This window comes from Pseudochrobactrum sp. AO18b, from assembly GCF_000409565.1.
Taxonomy (GTDB): domain Bacteria; phylum Pseudomonadota; class Alphaproteobacteria; order Rhizobiales; family Rhizobiaceae; genus Pseudochrobactrum; species Pseudochrobactrum saccharolyticum.
The window spans coordinates 1-16031 of record NZ_ANNO01000493.1 but is presented as its reverse complement, the minus strand read 5'-3'; the positions used below and the strand labels follow the sequence as shown (position 1 = coordinate 16031).

14 protein-coding genes and 1 tRNA gene are annotated in these 16031 nt (G+C 51.1%); 9 read left to right on the top strand and 6 right to left on the bottom strand.

Annotated elements, in window-relative coordinates; all coding sequences use genetic code 11:
- From A918_RS0118330 to A918_RS0118300, 6 genes are all read left to right on the top strand, one after another.
- Window positions 1–222 (top strand): dihydrodipicolinate reductase C-terminal domain-containing protein (locus A918_RS0118330; protein WP_028233997.1); only part of this gene is annotated, 222 nt, incomplete at its 5' end.
- Window positions 223–260: 38 nt separating this feature from the next.
- Complete coding sequence (locus A918_RS0118325; protein WP_022712454.1) at window positions 261–881, top strand: 2,3-bisphosphoglycerate-dependent phosphoglycerate mutase; 621 nt, start codon at window positions 261–263, stop codon at window positions 879–881.
- A 224-nt stretch (window positions 882–1105) separates the two neighbouring features.
- Window positions 1106–1192, top strand: a tRNA-Leu gene (locus A918_RS0118315).
- A 109-nt stretch (window positions 1193–1301) separates the two neighbouring features.
- Window positions 1302–1511, top strand: coding sequence for a hypothetical protein (locus A918_RS0118310; RefSeq protein WP_022712452.1), 210 nt, complete (start codon window positions 1302–1304; stop codon window positions 1509–1511).
- Between the two features lie 174 nt (window positions 1512–1685).
- Window positions 1686–2738: a sensor domain-containing diguanylate cyclase gene (locus tag A918_RS0118305; protein ID WP_022712451.1), complete on the top strand. Its 1053-nt coding sequence runs from the start codon at window positions 1686–1688 to the stop codon at window positions 2736–2738.
- A gap of 185 nt (window positions 2739–2923) precedes the next feature.
- Entirely contained in the window at window positions 2924–3766 is an 843-nt protein-coding gene (locus tag A918_RS0118300) for an endonuclease/exonuclease/phosphatase family protein (protein ID WP_028233996.1), read from the top strand.
- Here A918_RS0118300 and cls read toward each other — a convergent pair.
- Window positions 3763–5235, bottom strand: a complete 1473-nt coding sequence (gene cls / locus A918_RS0118295; protein ID WP_022712449.1) for a cardiolipin synthase — start codon at window positions 5233–5235, stop codon at window positions 3763–3765. The two genes, A918_RS0118300 and cls, sit on opposite strands and share 4 nt — an antisense overlap.
- A gap of 287 nt (window positions 5236–5522) precedes the next feature.
- On the bottom strand, window positions 5523–6590 hold the full coding sequence (locus A918_RS0118290; protein ID WP_022712448.1) for a linear amide C-N hydrolase: 1068 nt from the start codon (window positions 6588–6590) through the stop codon (window positions 5523–5525).
- A 419-nt stretch (window positions 6591–7009) separates the two neighbouring features.
- On the opposite strand from A918_RS0118290, the gene A918_RS0118285 reads away from it, so the two are divergent.
- Window positions 7010–7579 carry an HdeD family acid-resistance protein gene (locus tag A918_RS0118285; protein ID WP_022712447.1) on the top strand — a complete coding sequence of 190 codons (570 nt, stop codon included), beginning with the start codon at window positions 7010–7012 and terminating at the stop codon, window positions 7577–7579.
- Between the two features lie 132 nt (window positions 7580–7711).
- Entirely contained in the window at window positions 7712–9301 is a 1590-nt protein-coding gene (locus A918_RS0118280) for a peptide chain release factor 3 (protein ID WP_022712446.1), read from the top strand.
- 96 nt (window positions 9302–9397) lie between these two features.
- On the opposite strand, the gene A918_RS0118275 is transcribed toward A918_RS0118280, so the two are convergent.
- From A918_RS0118275 to ubiE, 4 genes are all read right to left on the bottom strand, one after another.
- Complete coding sequence (locus A918_RS0118275) at window positions 9398–10570, bottom strand: ammonium transporter (protein WP_245257360.1); 1173 nt, start codon at window positions 10568–10570, stop codon at window positions 9398–9400.
- 446 nt (window positions 10571–11016) lie between these two features.
- Window positions 11017–12396 (bottom strand): bifunctional phosphopantothenoylcysteine decarboxylase/phosphopantothenate--cysteine ligase CoaBC, encoded by a 1380-nt coding sequence (gene coaBC / locus A918_RS0118270; RefSeq protein WP_022712444.1) that lies wholly within the window; start codon window positions 12394–12396, stop codon window positions 11017–11019.
- Window positions 12397–12580: 184 nt separating this feature from the next.
- Complete coding sequence (ubiB, locus tag A918_RS0118265) at window positions 12581–14149, bottom strand: 2-polyprenylphenol 6-hydroxylase (protein ID WP_022712443.1); 1569 nt, start codon at window positions 14147–14149, stop codon at window positions 12581–12583.
- Between the two features lie 76 nt (window positions 14150–14225).
- On the bottom strand, window positions 14226–15053 hold the full coding sequence (gene ubiE, locus A918_RS0118260; protein WP_022712442.1) for a bifunctional demethylmenaquinone methyltransferase/2-methoxy-6-polyprenyl-1,4-benzoquinol methylase UbiE: 828 nt from the start codon (window positions 15051–15053) through the stop codon (window positions 14226–14228).
- A 411-nt stretch (window positions 15054–15464) separates the two neighbouring features.
- On the opposite strand from ubiE, the gene upp reads away from it, so the two are divergent.
- A partial coding sequence (upp, locus tag A918_RS0118255; RefSeq protein WP_028233992.1) for a uracil phosphoribosyltransferase occupies window positions 15465–16031 on the top strand: 567 nt, incomplete at its 3' end.

The following is a 16031-nucleotide window of genomic DNA, read 5'->3' as shown; positions in this document are numbered from 1 at the left end:
GCCGGCGCGCGCGAAGACGGCACAATCGGTTTCGCCTCTTTGCGCGGCGGTTCTGTTGTCGGGGATCATTCTGTGATTTTTGCCGGTCTTTCAGAACGCATCACTTTATCCCATCAGGCACAGGACCGCTCCGTCTTCGCACAAGGCGCGGTAGCAGCGGCATTATGGGGACACGGCAAAAAACCGGGTCTTTATTCAATGCGTGACGTTCTCGGCCTCTGACCCCGTTTTTATTCGTCTATTCAATCGGAGATAAACTTATGTCCCGCACCCTTGTTCTTGTCCGCCACGGCCAAAGCGAATGGAATCTGAAAAACCTGTTTACTGGCTGGCGCGATCCGTCCCTGACCGAACAGGGCCATGCAGAAGCCAAAGCCGCAGGCCAGCGCCTGAAAGATGCCGGTCTGAAATTTGATATTGCTTATACATCCGATCTGTCCCGTGCACAGATCACCTGTCAGCACATTCTTGACCAGCTTGGTCAGTCTGATTTGCAGACCATACGCAATGTTGCGCTGAATGAGCGCGACTATGGCGATCTTTCCGGCCTCAACAAGGATGATGCCCGCGCAAAATGGGGTGAAGAACAGGTTCACGTCTGGCGCCGTTCCTATGATGTGCCGCCTCCGGGCGGGGAAAGCCTGCGCGATACCGGCGCACGCGTCTGGCCTTATTATCTGCACACAATCCAGCCGCATGTATTGCGCGGTGAAAAAGTGCTGGTTGCCGCTCACGGCAATTCCCTGCGTGCTCTGATTATGGCTCTGGAAGGCCTGACCAGCGATGAAATCATTGCGCAGGAGCTGAATACCGGTGTGCCGATCATTTATGAACTGAATGCAGACAGCACAATCGCTTCCAAGAAAGTGCTGAGCGCATAATCAGAGCCATTCGCTCAGAGTGTTTCAAAGCCGGATACATCCATGTGTCCGGCTTTTTTCTTTGCATAATGTGAAAAACAACACACGTCTAAGGTGTTGAAATGATTTTATTTTCCATCCTGAGACGAAAAAACAAAAAAACTTCAAAAAAATACAAATTTTCTGCAATTTTCGATGAAATGCCGTTGACATGAATCACTCTGCCCTTTAAACGGTCACTCAACGCCCAGATGGCGGAATTGGTAGACGCACCAGCTTCAGGTGCTGGCGCTCGCAAGGGCGTGGAGGTTCGAGTCCTCTTCTGGGCACCATATAAAGACTACTACCAAGGTCTTTAACAAAAACACCCGCGCAAGCGGGTTTTTTTGTATCTGCATTTCATCCGCACAATATCCCCCCTCTCCTCAGCAGGAAACACCCATGGAAACTGTCGCAATTGACAATCGCAGCGAATTTGCTCTCTGGGCTATTCAGCGCGCGCAGGAAATCGTTACACAGCAAGGCGCCGCACTGGCGATGGCGGCACGCGATATGAATGAAGAAGAACTGACCAGAACTGCAGCCGATCTCGGCTCAGCCATTTCCGATGCCTTGATTGATGTTTTCGACGGATTAATGGTTCAGGAATAATTCGGATATTTTTTATCAGATTATCCCGTTTCCTTTTTTGTAAGAGCGCACTAATATTGAAGTAACATCTGCTGGCGAAACGAAAAAACACCAAACACGACCAGCAGCACTGCCGTTTATACGACCCGCCTTCGCATGCCACCTTTCTTATAAAACAGAAATCTGGAACATATCTTGATCAGTCAGAATGCTACCCGGCCATTTGAAATCCCTGCGAATGAAGCTGAACGTCTTGTATCTGTTCGCAGCCTGCTTCCTTCTCAGTTCACAATTACAGATGAGCTGAACATTCTCACAACGCTTGTCAAAAATATTTTCCACGCAGCATCATGCGCCGTGACGATTATTGATGAAGACTGGCAACGCATCGCCTCAACGGCAGGTATCAAGGCGGAAGATTGTACGCGTGAGCAATCTGCATGTACCTATGTCGTTAAATCCGGCCGTCAGTTTATTGTGCAGGATATGACGAGCGATCCCGCTTTCAACAGCAAAAACTATGTTACCGGCGATCCGTCCTTCCGCTTTTATGCAGGGTTTCCGCTGGAGATTGATACAGGGCTGACATTGGGTGCCTTGTGCATCATTGATACAAAGCCACGCACCCTGAGCGATGATGATTGTGAGGAGATGCGCCGCTTTGCCCTTCTCGCCAGCGCCCTGCTCCGGCTGCAGCGCAAGAATGTTGTTTTGCAAAATGACAAAACCAATTTATGGAAAAATTCTCTGACTGATCCGCTGACGCAGCTCTACAACCGCCGCGCATTGAAGGAATATGTCTCGCCGTTTCTTCGTCAGCATTTTGATGAAAAACGCTCTGCCGGCATTCTGCTGCTGGATATGGATAATTTCAAAACCATCAATGACACGCACGGACATCCGGCCGGTGACAGATTGTTGCGGCAGGCGGCAGAAAGAATCCGTTCCGTTCTGGGATCTGATGATATTCCCGTCCGTATCGGCGGCGATGAATTTTGTATCATTCTACCGGAAACACAAAGCGATGATACGTTGAAAACGATTGCCGACTGTCTGGTTGATGCATTCCGCATCCCGTTCAAAATCAACGGGCATGATATTCATTCAGCCGTCAGTATCGGCACTTTATTAGTACCCGAGGACGGCCGCACCAGCGAGCAAATGTCCCGTCATGCGGATAAAGCACTTTATACAGCCAAAGCCCGTGGCCGAAATTGTGCCGTCCGTTTTGACAAGTCGATGCTTTAGACCTGTTTAAACCGTATTCTTGGGCTATAAATATACGAAAGTATCATCTGCGGGTCTGGCAAAAATCACGCATGATATTGCTCGGGGTCATTCAGCACCCTATATACACGATCTCTGACTGCACTATTCCGGCACCTTAACAACATCCGGAGATGCTCTAGTGATCTGCAATGAGGAAACTGCGCTTGCGTAAGAAATTGCATGACAGGAAATTACCCCAGACGGTTCTGAGAGCAATACGCAACCGGCGCGGCTACCGGCCGCTGGCAGATAATAATCCGAGCGGCGATACAATCGTCGCCTCTTACAATGTCCATAAATGTATCGGCATTGACAAAAAATTCGACCCCGAACGCACGGCTCAGGTCATCTCCGAACTGAATGCCGATATCATCGCTATTCAGGAAGCGGATAAGCGTTTTGGTGAACGCCACGGCTTACTCAATCTGCAGCATCTGGAGAGAGACAGTGGCTTAGTGCCGGTGCCGATCCAGACTATGTCGCCCAACGGCCATGGCTGGCACGGCAATCTGCTGCTGTTCCGGCAGGGGCTTATCAGAGACATCCACCAGCTGAAATTACCGGGTGTGGAGCCGCGCGGTGCCGTGGTTGCTGATATTGATCTGGAAGAAGGCCCGCTGCGGATTATTGCCGCGCATTTCGGCCTGCTGAAACATTCCCGTTCCCGTCAGGCAGAAACCCTGCTCTCGATGATCCGTGAGGATAATGAGCGTCCGACCATCCTGATCGGCGATCTCAATGAATGGCGCGTCGGCAAAGGCTCCTCGCTGGCAACTTTGCAACCGGTGTTCAACCTCACAGCGGGTGCCGTTCCGAGCTTTCCTTCAAGATTTCCGGTATTGGCGCTGGATCGTATCCTCAGCAGTCCGCAGAAACTTGTCACGTCGGTCGAAGTGCATAACACGCCGCTTGCCCGTATCGCATCGGATCATCTGCCGATCAAAGCCCATCTCGACCTCAGAGCACTGGATCTACCCAATCCGATACAGGCGCGCTTTTCTGCTTAAAGATAAGGCGACCCCAGCCAGACAATCCGTTCCAGCAAACGGCGGGAGAACGGCCGCGCCTTCAGATCGGCCAGCTTGACACCTGTACCCAGCGCCACATGCTGATCGATGCGTCTGGAAATGGATTTTGCCGTTCCGGCATCATAGACTTCAAGATCGATCTCAAAATTCAGACGCAGAGAACGCGGGTCAAGATTGCTGGAGCCGACATAAGCCCAGACATCATCGACGCTCATCAGCTTTGAATGATTGAACGCACCTTTAGCGCGCCAGATCCGGCAACCATCTTTCAGCAACTGGTCGAACTGCGCCGTCATCGCCATATCTACCAGCACCAGATTATTCTGCGCAGGCACAACAATATCAACAGTAACGCCACGCCGCGCAGCCGTTACCAGCGCACTGACCAGTTCACGATCCGGCAGCAGATAAGGCGTCATGATACGGATATGTTTTTCAGCGACGGAAAAAGCGCCCATCATGATTTTATGATTGGTTTCAAGACTCTTATCCGGCCCCGAAGGCACAGCACGCACCAGCAGCCCTTCACCGGGTGAAAAAGCCGGCGGCGTCACAGACCATGCAGCACCGCTTAAATGCTCATCGGTGGTAAAGCGCCAGTCCTCGGACGCCGTATTGAACAAATCTGTCACAACCGGCCCTGTCAGGCGAAAATGCGTATCCTGCGCCGCATGATCGCGGGCAAATTCTGTCGTAAAGCCCGCACGGATATTCATGCCACCGGTAAAAGCAATTTCTCCGTCAATAATCAGGATTTTACGGTGCGTGCGCAGATTGGCATAAGGCAAACGCAGCCCCATAATCAGCTTGCCGTTAAACACCTCTGCCTGCACGGTCTTGGAGCGCAGCAAACCAACGATACTCGGCGTGGAATAACGGGCGCCGACAGCATCCACCAGCACGCGGACTTCCACACCGCGGATAACGGCCTTGCCAAGCGCCTCGGCAAATTGCTTGCCGATTTCATCATTATCAAAAATATAGGTTTCCAGCAGAATGCTGCGTTTTGCTCTGCTAATCGCTTCCAGCATGGCTGCATAGGCGATATCACCGCTCTGCAAAACTTCAATATTATTGCCCGATGTCAGATTACAGCGACTGACAACATCGCCCAGCCGTTTCATCGCAATAAAATTATTGCCGCTGGCATCGCGCACCTCATCCGGCGAGGCATCATAATGCGACAAGTGATAAAGCTCGATATCGGTCATACCCGCACGCTGCATACTCAGCGAGGTGCGTCTGATACGGTTCACACCGGCAATGGCATAGACCACGGCACCGATAATCGGCGACAGCATGATAACGCCGACCCACCCGAGAGCGGAGCGGACTTCCTCTTTGGTCATCGTCGCATGAATGGCAGCAATCGCACCGATAATCAGCGAAAAACCAAGCACAATATGCGGCCAGTAAACCGGCCAATATGAAATCAACGCGTCAAACATGCAGGCAAATTATCAGCAATCACCGAGCTTTGGCAAAAGAATTTCGCGCCTGATTTATAATACACAACTCTTAAAAGCCGTATACTCTCATAGCCGTCTTTGAGAATATATTCGCAACACATCCATCTGCCGCATTTGCAGCTATAACAACAAAAAATATCTCTCATCAAAACACCTCCCTTTGATCTTTTCAAACCAAAGGGAGGCAACATTGCAAATTATTGAAACAACTCCGAGCCTGATAACAAGCTATCAGCTCAGCAGCGAATTATATAATAAACCGGCCATCAAAATGATGCCTGTTTAACCTTTTGGAACTTCGCCGTTACATCTCCTGTCAGATTAAAATTATCGGGCTTGAGGAACATGACAGGGGCTCCTTTCGCCAGATTGAACTTGTTTAAATCCGCCCAAACAACGTTCAGACTGGTTGTCATTTCAAAATAGTAGCGTTTTTTTGCCAGGTTAGAGACCGTACGATACTCCGTATTATACTGTCCGGAATCCTTATACGGTGCACCAAACGGTACTGAAACATTTCGCGCAACGGACAACATGGTGGAAACCGCTTCATGATCGGTTTTAGGCTCCGGTATAGTACGGAGATAATAGGAGGCCCGCTGGAACCGATCTGTCGGGCTTACATTTCCGGGAAGTGGCGTTTCTCTGCTCGCATTAGAAAAATCAAGCTTTTTTAACAATGCAAGCTGTTTATCGTAAGAAGGATCATTCGTCACCACCCGATAATCAGGATTGTGATAAACAACAGCCTTACCATTTATATATTCAACAATAGCAGAGTCACCGGCAGCATCCTCCAATGCCAGATGAACGGTCGCTTTAGTGCCCCCGTTCACCTCAACCATCACGGGCTGAATTTTATCAAGCAGCATAAGCGCCTCTGAAACCGTTGCTGCACTGTCAAGCGCGTATTGAGCCCAAAGCGCCGCCTGTAGTCCGGGCTTACTTGTGTCCCGCGTACCAAAATCCGTCGAGGTTAAATAGAGAAGATGCGCTCCCAAACCACGTTCATTGAAACCATCAACCGTTCCAACGCCAAACATCGTGGTGACCATGCTTCCATATTTGGATGTCCATTTCAGCGGATTTTTCGCAACAACAGTTTTATGATCGAGTTGCCCCCCATTACGAGATATACCCCGCGGGAAAACATTAATAACTGGCTCAGTCGTAGCCGGCCAATCCGTCGTACGCCCTACTACGACACCAATTTTATTGTGCCAAAGGATGCGGGTACAGGCCTCTGCATTGAACGCAGGAAATAAGCTGAACGGGACAATAGCTGTAGCAATGGCAATACTGCTTGAGAGCACTTTGCAAAATGTTTTTTTCATCTAATAAATCCAGTTATTAAAATTAAAACAAACACGACTTAAACTTAAAATTTTTTGTTGTTTATGCTGTCAAGCATGCGGAACATGCAGAGCTGTTGCAGTCTGTGGGAGTCAAAGCGATCATAGTCTGCCTGTCTGGAGCACAGACAGGTATACCCCGTATCAATAAGGTTGAAATCTCCAACTTAATGCCAATTAAAATTTGAAACCCACCTGAAAAATGGAGGCAATTACAGCATATCCATTTTAAAAACACAGAGTAAAACCTGCAGTTCCCGACCCGTTTTTCAGCCGCACTAAAGATCCTGATTTTAATATAGTGAAGCAGGATCACATTATAATCATTTGAATTTTGCAATAAATTTAATATGATCATCTTTTAATAAGAGTTGCGTTACTTCATCAACAGGATGACACTCATGTCTTTATCATCAGATATTAAAACTCCGGCACAAGCCATCAGCTCCCTCACTCATAAATGGGGCTGGTTTATCGTTCTGGGCATTGTCATGCTGATGCTCGGTGGTATTGCTTTCGGTAATCTCGTTTTTGCGACCGTGGCATCGGTCTATTACGTAGGTATCACTATTCTGATTGCTGGTATTGTTGAAATCATCCATGCATTCAGTGTTCAGACATGGAAGAGCTTCTTCTTCTGGATGATCAGCGGTGCGCTTTATGCGGCAGCCGGTGTTCTGACCTTCCTCAACCCGCTGCTCGCATCCAGCATTTTCACAATCTTCATCGCCGCAGCACTGCTGGGTTCGGGTGTGTTCCGTATGTGGGTCGCATTCCAGAGCCGCAGCGTTAAAGGCTGGGGCTGGATGCTCGCCGGTGGCCTCATCACTGCCCTCGCCGGTATCGTTATTGCAATCGGCTGGCCGGTCAACAGCCTGTGGATTCTCGGCATGTTCCTTGCCATTGATCTGGTCTTCCAGGGCTGGGCGATGATCGCACTGGGCTTTGGCCTCAAAACCATGCGCGGCTGATAAAACCGCTTTATGAAAAGGGCGTTTTCTGCTTTCAACGGCAGAAAATGCCCTTTTGCATTTCAGGTCGACGAACTGCCGCGATGCTGCTAGAAGGCACACCTGTCCAATTTTATATTATCCGAGCTCTTTATGCCTGAACAAACGACCCCCGCCTCGCATCGTCGCACATTCGCGATCATTGCGCATCCGGACGCCGGTAAAACCACGCTGACTGAAAAACTGCTGCTATTCGGCGGCGCTATTCAGCTTGCCGGTGAAGTTAAGGCAAAGAAAGACCGCATCCAGACCCGTTCCGACTGGATGAATATTGAGCGCGACCGCGGTATTTCCGTTGTCACCTCGGTGATGACCTTTGAATATAAAGACTGCATCTTCAACCTGCTCGATACACCGGGTCACGAAGACTTTGCGGATGACACCTATCGCACGCTCACAGCCGTTGACAGTGCCGTCATGGTGATCGACGCCGCAAAAGGTATCGAGCCGCGTACGCTGAAACTGTTTGAAGTCTGCCGTATGCGTGACATTCCGATTGTCACTTTCATCAACAAGATGGACCGTGAAGCCCGCGACCCGTTTGAAATTCTCGACGAGATCGAAGAAAAACTGGCGCTGGATACCGCTCCGATCACCTGGCCGATCGGTTCCGGCAAAAGCTTTGCCGGTACCTATGATCTGCACAACAATACTATCCGCCGTCAGGATACCGAAGAGCAGCCGACACCGGTCAGCGGCCCTGACGATGCGCTGGCTGCCGGTCTGCTGCCGGAAAATGAACGTGAAAACTTCATTGAAAGCGTGGAAATGGCACGCGGCGTCTGCCGTGAATTTGATCTGCAGTCTTTCCGTGAAGGTCACCTGACGCCGGTTTATTTCGGCTCCGCGCTGAAGAAATTCGGTGTGCGCGATCTGATTGAAGCTTTCTGCGATTACGGCCCGAGCCCGCGTGCTCAGGACGCCGATACCCGCCGTGTTGAAGCCGATGAAGAAAAAATGACCGGCTTTGTCTTCAAAATTCAGGCGAATATGGATCCGAACCACCGCGACCGCATCGCCTTCCTGCGCGTCTGCTCCGGCAAATTGTCCCGTGGCATGAAAGCCAAGCTGGTGCGTACCGGCAAGCCGATGAGTCTTTCCGCTCCGCAGTTCTTCTTTGCCCGCTCGCGTCAGATCGCCGATGAAGCTTTTGCCGGTGACGTGGTTGGCATTCCGAACCACGGAACTCTGCGCATTGGTGACACGCTGACCGAGGGTGAAGACCTGCTGTTCCGTGGCGTACCAAACTTCGCGCCGGAAATTCTGCGCCGCGTGCGCCTTGATGATGCAATGAAGGCCAAGAAACTGCGCGAAGCTCTCCAGCAGATGGCTGAAGAAGGCGTGGTGCAGCTGTTCCTGCCGGATGACGGCTCTCCGGCGATTGTCGGCGTGGTCGGCGCCCTGCAGATCGACGTTCTGACTGAGCGCCTCAAGATCGAATATTCATTGCCGGTCGGTTTTGAAATGTCGCGCTTCAGCCTGTGCCGCTGGATTTCTTCCGATGATCCGGCTGAGCTGAACCGTTTCATCGCTACCCATCGCGCCGATATTGCGCATGATCTGGATAATGATCCGGTCTATTTGACGCCAAATGCATTCTCGCTGAATTATGAAGCAGAACGCTGGAAAGCCATCAAATTTGCCGCGATCAAAGATTATCAGGTTCGCGACATTAAGAAGTAACCCAAAAATCCGCGCAACCGGTTTCTGCTGTCATCTTCTACGGATGGTCTGACAGAGCCGGTTACGCGGCAGCCCCTCTGCGGCTGAACTTATTGTTTATGAATGCACAGTCTCGCCGTGCAGATTGATATCGAGACCTTCGATTTCCGTGGCCTTGGACACTCGCAGCCCCATGAATATTCTGATGACAAAAACAATCAGGGCAGTCATCAGCGCCGTATAAAGCATGGTCACCACCACACCATAAAGCTGCTTGAGAACCGTCGCGCCTTCCGAGAGCGGATTGATCGCCGCATCTGCAAACAGGCCGGTGAGAAGCGCGCCGATAATACCGCCGACACCATGCACACCAAAAGCATCCAGACTGTCATCATAGCCGAGCCAGTGCTTGAGCTTGACTGCCGCGAAATAACAGCCTGCACCGGACGCCACGCCGATCATCAGCGCCCCTGCCGGATTAACAAAGCCTGCAGCCGGTGTAATTCCCACAAGACCAGCCACCGCGCCGGAAATAATACCCAGCACACTCGGCCGCTTTGTCGCCAGCCATTCCACAACCATCCAGCTCAGCGCAGCCGCAGCAGCGGCAACCTGCGTATTCACCATGGCCACGGCAGCAATACCATTGGCACCACCGGCAGAACCGGCATTGAAACCAAACCAGCCGACCCAGAGCAGCGATGCACCAATCAGCGAATAGACCAGATTATGCGGTGCCATATTCACCTGTCCGTAGCCGTCACGCTTGCCCAGCATTAACGCCACAACCAGACCGGCAATACCGGAATTGATATGCACGACCGTGCCACCGGCAAAATCCAGCACGCCGTCACCACCGAGAAAACCGCCGCCCCATACCCAATGCGCCACCGGCACATAGACAATGAACAGCCACAAAATGGTGAAGATCAGCAGCGCTGAGAATTTCATCCGCTCGGCAAATGCACCGACAATCAGTGCGGGCGTGATAATCGCAAATGTCATCTGAAAGGTGATAAACACATATTCAGGAATTGTGCCGGTCAGGGATGCCGGTGTGACACCCGCAAAAAACGCTTTCGACAATCCGCCGATAAAAGCATTGGCACTGCCGCCGTCACTGAAAGCCAGCGAGTAACCGGCCACCATCCACAATACGGAAGCCACACAGGCAATTGCAAAACTTTGCATAGTGGTTGCAAGCACATTCTTACCGCGCACCATGCCGCCATAAAACAGCGCCACACCCGGTATGGTCATCAGCAAAACCAGCACTGTGGAAGTCAGCATCCACGCGGTATCACCGGTGTCTGCTACAGCTGTCGCATCCTGCGCAAATGCCTGCGCATATGGAAAAACTATCAATACAGCCAAAGCACCGAATGCAGCTTTGATTGAACTGCGTGCTGATAATCTGGGCTCTCTGAAAATAAGCATCAAAATCTCCCGTATCTGCCGGAAGCCCCGCAACAGGCAGGCTTCTGTGGCTCAACAGAGACAAAGCAATTTTCATGCCAAACTGTGAAAAATCATTAATCTGGAGCAGGGTTAAAATAATAAGCTGCTGATTTTTATTTTAAAAATATTTCCGCTTAAAAAATGGATTTTAACGACAAGTAATATTGATATTCGTTGAGCACAAAGAGCAGACACTCGTTAAAAACAGATCTGCCTAAAAATAAAGCAGCATATATTTGCAAGCCTTATTTTTAGGCAATCAGTTTAAAAATAATTATTCAGCTTAAAGCAGCAGCAATCTTTTCAGCCAGCCGCACTGCCACTTCATCCTTATCCAGCAATGGCCACTCATCCACACCGTCACGGCTGACTACCAGCACCTGATTATGATCGCCGCCCATCACGCTGGAACCATCCTCGGCAAAGCTCACATTGTTGGCAACAATCCAGTTTGCACCTTTTTTATCCAGTTTCTTGCGGGCATTTTCGACCACATTTTGCGTCTCAGCGGCAAAACCGACAACGAGACGCGGACGCTGTGCGTGATGGCCGATCGTCGCCAGAATGTCGGGATTTTCCACCATCTGCAAAGACGGCGCCGCCTCGCCCGCCTGTTTTTTAATCTTCTGATCCGCCGTATTAGCTGTGCGCCAGTCTGCAACAGCCGCAACCATCACCGCCGCATCAGCAGGCAATTGTGCCTCAACCGCATCGCGCATTTGCCGCGCAGTTTCCACATGGATGGTTTTAACACCTTGCGGATCAGAAATAGTCACCGGTCCAGCTACCAGCCGTACATCCGCACCAAGCCGTGCCAAAGCAGCAGCAATCGCATGCCCCTGCTTGCCCGACGAGCGATTGGCAATATAGCGCACCGGATCAATCGGCTCATGGGTCGGGCCCGATGTGATGATGATTTTCTTACCTGCCAACGGCAGATGCTGAGGAGATAGCAGCAATTGCTCGATCTTCGCCACGATCTGCAAAGGCTCACTCATGCGCCCTGTGCCTGCCTCGCCTTTCTCAGCCATTTCACCACGCTCAGGGCCGATAAAATGCACACCATCCTGATGCAGCACTTTCACATTGCGTTGTGTTGCCGGATTATTCCACATCGCCGGATTCATTGCAGGCGCTATCAATACCGGCACTTTGCGCGCCAGCAGAACCGCCGCCGCCAGATCACCGCCCAGCCCTGCCACCATCTGCGCCATACGATCAGCGGTAGCAGGAGCCACCACAATCAGATCGGCATCACGCGCCAGCCTGATATGACCGACATCCTGCTCATCCTCACGGGAAAACAAATCCGTATAAACATGGTCGGCAGCCAAAGCACCAACAGATAAAGGCGTGATAAAAGCCTGTGCCGCCTCTGTCATCACCGGTCGCACCTGCGCGCCACGCTCTTTCAAACGACGGATCAAATCCAGCACCTTATAGGCAGCAATACCGCCGCCGATAATCAGCAAAATCCGTTTATCTTTAAGGCTCTGCGCAACAGGATCAGAAGCCGGAGCCAAAGGAGCAGGCACTTGTGTTTCGCCCGACAACAGAACCCGCACCTCTTCTTCCATAGAGCGGCCATTGGCTGCCGCCTGACGGCGCAGTGCCTCTTTTACATCTTCATCAAGATTACGGATTGTGATGCTGGCCATGATAGAGCATTCCTAAGTTATCTTAAATGATAGAAAATGCTCTATCTATTTGTTTACGCATTTCCGGACGCAAAACCGCTTCACACTTTTGCTGGAAATGCTTTCCGTCCAACAAAAAAGCGATACTCCTTTCAGAATATCGCTATTAAACTCAAATTTGCAATCATTTATGCAATCAATGCAATCAAAAGAGCAATTTTACCGTCAGGATCACCACGCAGACTGCGATCACAATCTGGGCAATCCGGCCTGAGCGCGTATGCCGTGCCTCTGCTTTGCCGATTGCCGCAGCCGTCGCATCATCAAAACGCAAACCATTGGCAGCCATATTATCCAGCTCGCCGGAAAGCCGCTCCAGCCGCTTGGTCAGCTCCGGTGTCTGGCGCATGAAATGCAACAATGCCATGCCGCTTTCTTTGACATCAGCTGCAATGCCCACAGGCCCCAGATTTTTACGGATCCAGCCACCAACAACCGGCTCAGCCGACTTCCACATATTGAAATTCGGATCGAGCGTGCGCGACACACCCTCAACCACAACCATGGTCTTCTGCAACATAATCAGTTCAGCACGGGTTTCCATGTCGAAAAGCTCTGTCACTTCAAACAGCAGAGTCAGCAGCTTCGCCATGGAAATGGTTTCAGCAGGCTGACCATGGATCGGCTCGCCGATTGCGCGGATTGCCTGAGCGAAGCTCGCCACATCATGATGATGCGGCACATAGCCCGCTTCAAAATGCACCTCGGCCACACGGCGATAATCGCGCGTGATAAACCCATAGAGAATTTCTGCCAGAAAACGGCGCTGCTGCTTATTGAGACGGCCGGTAATGCCAAAATCCACTGCAACAATTGTGCCTTTTGCATCCACAAACAAGTTGCCAGGATGCATATCCGCATGGAAAAAACCATCGCGCAGCGTATGGCGCAGGAAGGACTGGATCAATGTAAGCGCCAGTTTCTGCAGATCAAAACCGGCAGCACGCAGGCCATCGACATCCGACATTTTAATGCCGTCAATCCATTCCATGGTCAGCACATCGCGGCCGGTGCGCTCCCAATCCACGGCGGGCACACGGAAACCTTCATCTTCCTTGATATTCTCGGCAATTTCGGACAATGCCGCTGCTTCCAGCCGCAAATCCATCTCGATGCGTGTGGTTTGCGCAAGCGTTTCAGCCACCATGACCGGACGCAAACGGCGTGTCACCGGCACAAAGCGCTCCTGCAAGCGCGCAACCATGAAGAAGCCTTCAAGATCCTGCGCGAAACGCTGACGCACACCCGGACGAATGACTTTCACCGCGACTTTGCGCGTACCGCCAACAAAAGCCGGATGCACCTGCGCCATAGATGCAGCAGCAATCGGCGCATCAAATTCCGTATAGAGATCATCAATCGTGCGTCCGAGCGAGCCCTCAACCGTACGCTTTGCAGCTTCTTCGGGGAAGAAATCCATCCGGTCCTGCAAAAGTTGCAGATCATCCGCAACTTCCTTGCCAACGAAATCCGGACGCGTCGCCAGAAACTGACCAAGCTTGACATAAGAAGGCCCCAGCCGGTTCATCGCCCGCGACATGCGTTCTGAGCGCGCTGTATCGCGCGAGCGTTTACGTGCCAGAGCCCCTGCAACACGGTGAGCAAAAGCAGGTAAACCGCTCAGGCCTTCTGCCGGCAATGCGCTGATTACACCTTCACGGGTCATCACCCAACCGGCATGGATCAGTCGGAAACTAGCAGCAATGCGGCCCATAACTCACTCACTTTACAGAGCGCATTCCGGAAATCCTGTAGTAATTTCCGGAATTAAAATGCGCGGGAAATAATAATCAGATTTTCCAGCCAGAATGCAGGCTGGCAATACCGCCGGTGAAATTACGCCATGTCACGCGGGAAAAACCAGCCGCTGTAATCATATTGGCAAAATCCTGCTGTTTCGGGAATTTGCGGATGGATTCAACCAGATATTTGTAGGATTCCGCATCACCGGTCACCATTTTACCAATGGCCGGAATGGCATGGAACGACCACTGGTCATAAATCTTATCCAGCAGCGGCATTTCTACTTCGGAGAATTCGAGGCAGAGGAAACGGCCACCCGGTTTCAGCACGCGGAAGGCTTCTTCCAGCGCCCAGTCAATATGCGGCACATTGCGGATACCGAAAGCAATCGTATAGGCATCAAAGGAATTATCGTCGAAAGGCAGTTTCTCGGCATTGGCCTCGACAAAATCCACATTATTCAGCAGACCTTTTTTGGCCGCACGCTCCTGCCCGACAGCCAGCATGGAACCGTTAATATCCAGCACAGTTGTATGCGCCTGACGGTCTGATGCTTCAACAATACGGAAGGCAATATCACCGGTACCACCGGCCACATCGAGCGAACGCCAGTTCTGAATATGCGACGGGATTTTCGGCGGTGCCAGCCAGGCAACCATCGCATCTTTCCATGCACGGTGCAGACCGGCGGACATCAGATCATTCATCACATCATAGCGCTTGGCTACACTGTGAAAAACCTCATTCACCAGCCCCTGCTTGGACTCTTCATCGACTTTCTGAAAGCCGAAAGAATTCTCCATACCACCATGGGCACCGACACGGCTCTCATCTGCACCCTGATCCACGGTAGAATTTTCGTGTTGCTGGCTCATTTATTTATCCTGTCCTGCCCGCCCAACTTACCCGTCGGAACCAAAGCACTGCATAGAGACCCGAAACTGCAAATTTCAAGCTATGCCTGATGAAACATCTGCCCAGTAGCATATAAAGGCTGGGCGCGATGTTACAAGCAAATACGGCAAAGTTTGATATGACTTAACAAAATTTGCGCCGCAAAGCGCCGGTAATAATGATTCTTTTGGCGCATAAAACCCGTCACAGTTTCGTGTAGCTCTGCGCATTCATCCATAAAGCCTGCATTCTCTTTGAGAGAATTGTATAAAACGGGATAAATTTAAGCCCTGCTGCTTTTCCATACCCGTATTTTCGCTTATTGCGGTCTGGAAAATTCATCGGCTTCGGCTAATAATGCAAAAAATAAATTTTGAAAGCAGCGGGATATTATGAGCGTTACGGTAGTTAGTCATCCGCTTGTTCAGCACAAGCTCACCATTATGCGCATGAAAGAAACTTCAACCGCCAGCTTCCGGCGGTTGCTGAAAGAAATTTCCCTTCTGCTTTGCTATGAAGTGACCCGCGATCTCGATCTGACAACAACCATGATCGAAACACCGATGCAGCCGATGGAATCGCCAATCCTCGACGGCAAGAAGCTGGTTTTCGCATCCATCCTGCGTGCTGGTAATGGTCTGCTGGAAGGTATGCTTGATCTGGTGCCTGCGGCACGCGTTGCCCATATCGGTCTCTATCGCGATCACAAGACTTTGCAGCCGGTGGAATATTACTTCAAAGCACCGGAAGATATCGTCAACCGCCTGATTATTGTGGTTGATCCGATGCTGGCAACCGGCAATTCTGCTGTTGAAGCAATCACCAAGCTGAAAGAGCGCGGCGCAAGCAATATCCGCTTCCTCTGCCTGCTGGCAGCGCCGGAAGGCATCAAGCATTTTGCGGAAGTGCATCCGGATGTGCCGATCTACACAGCGGCCATTGATGAGAAGCTGAATGAA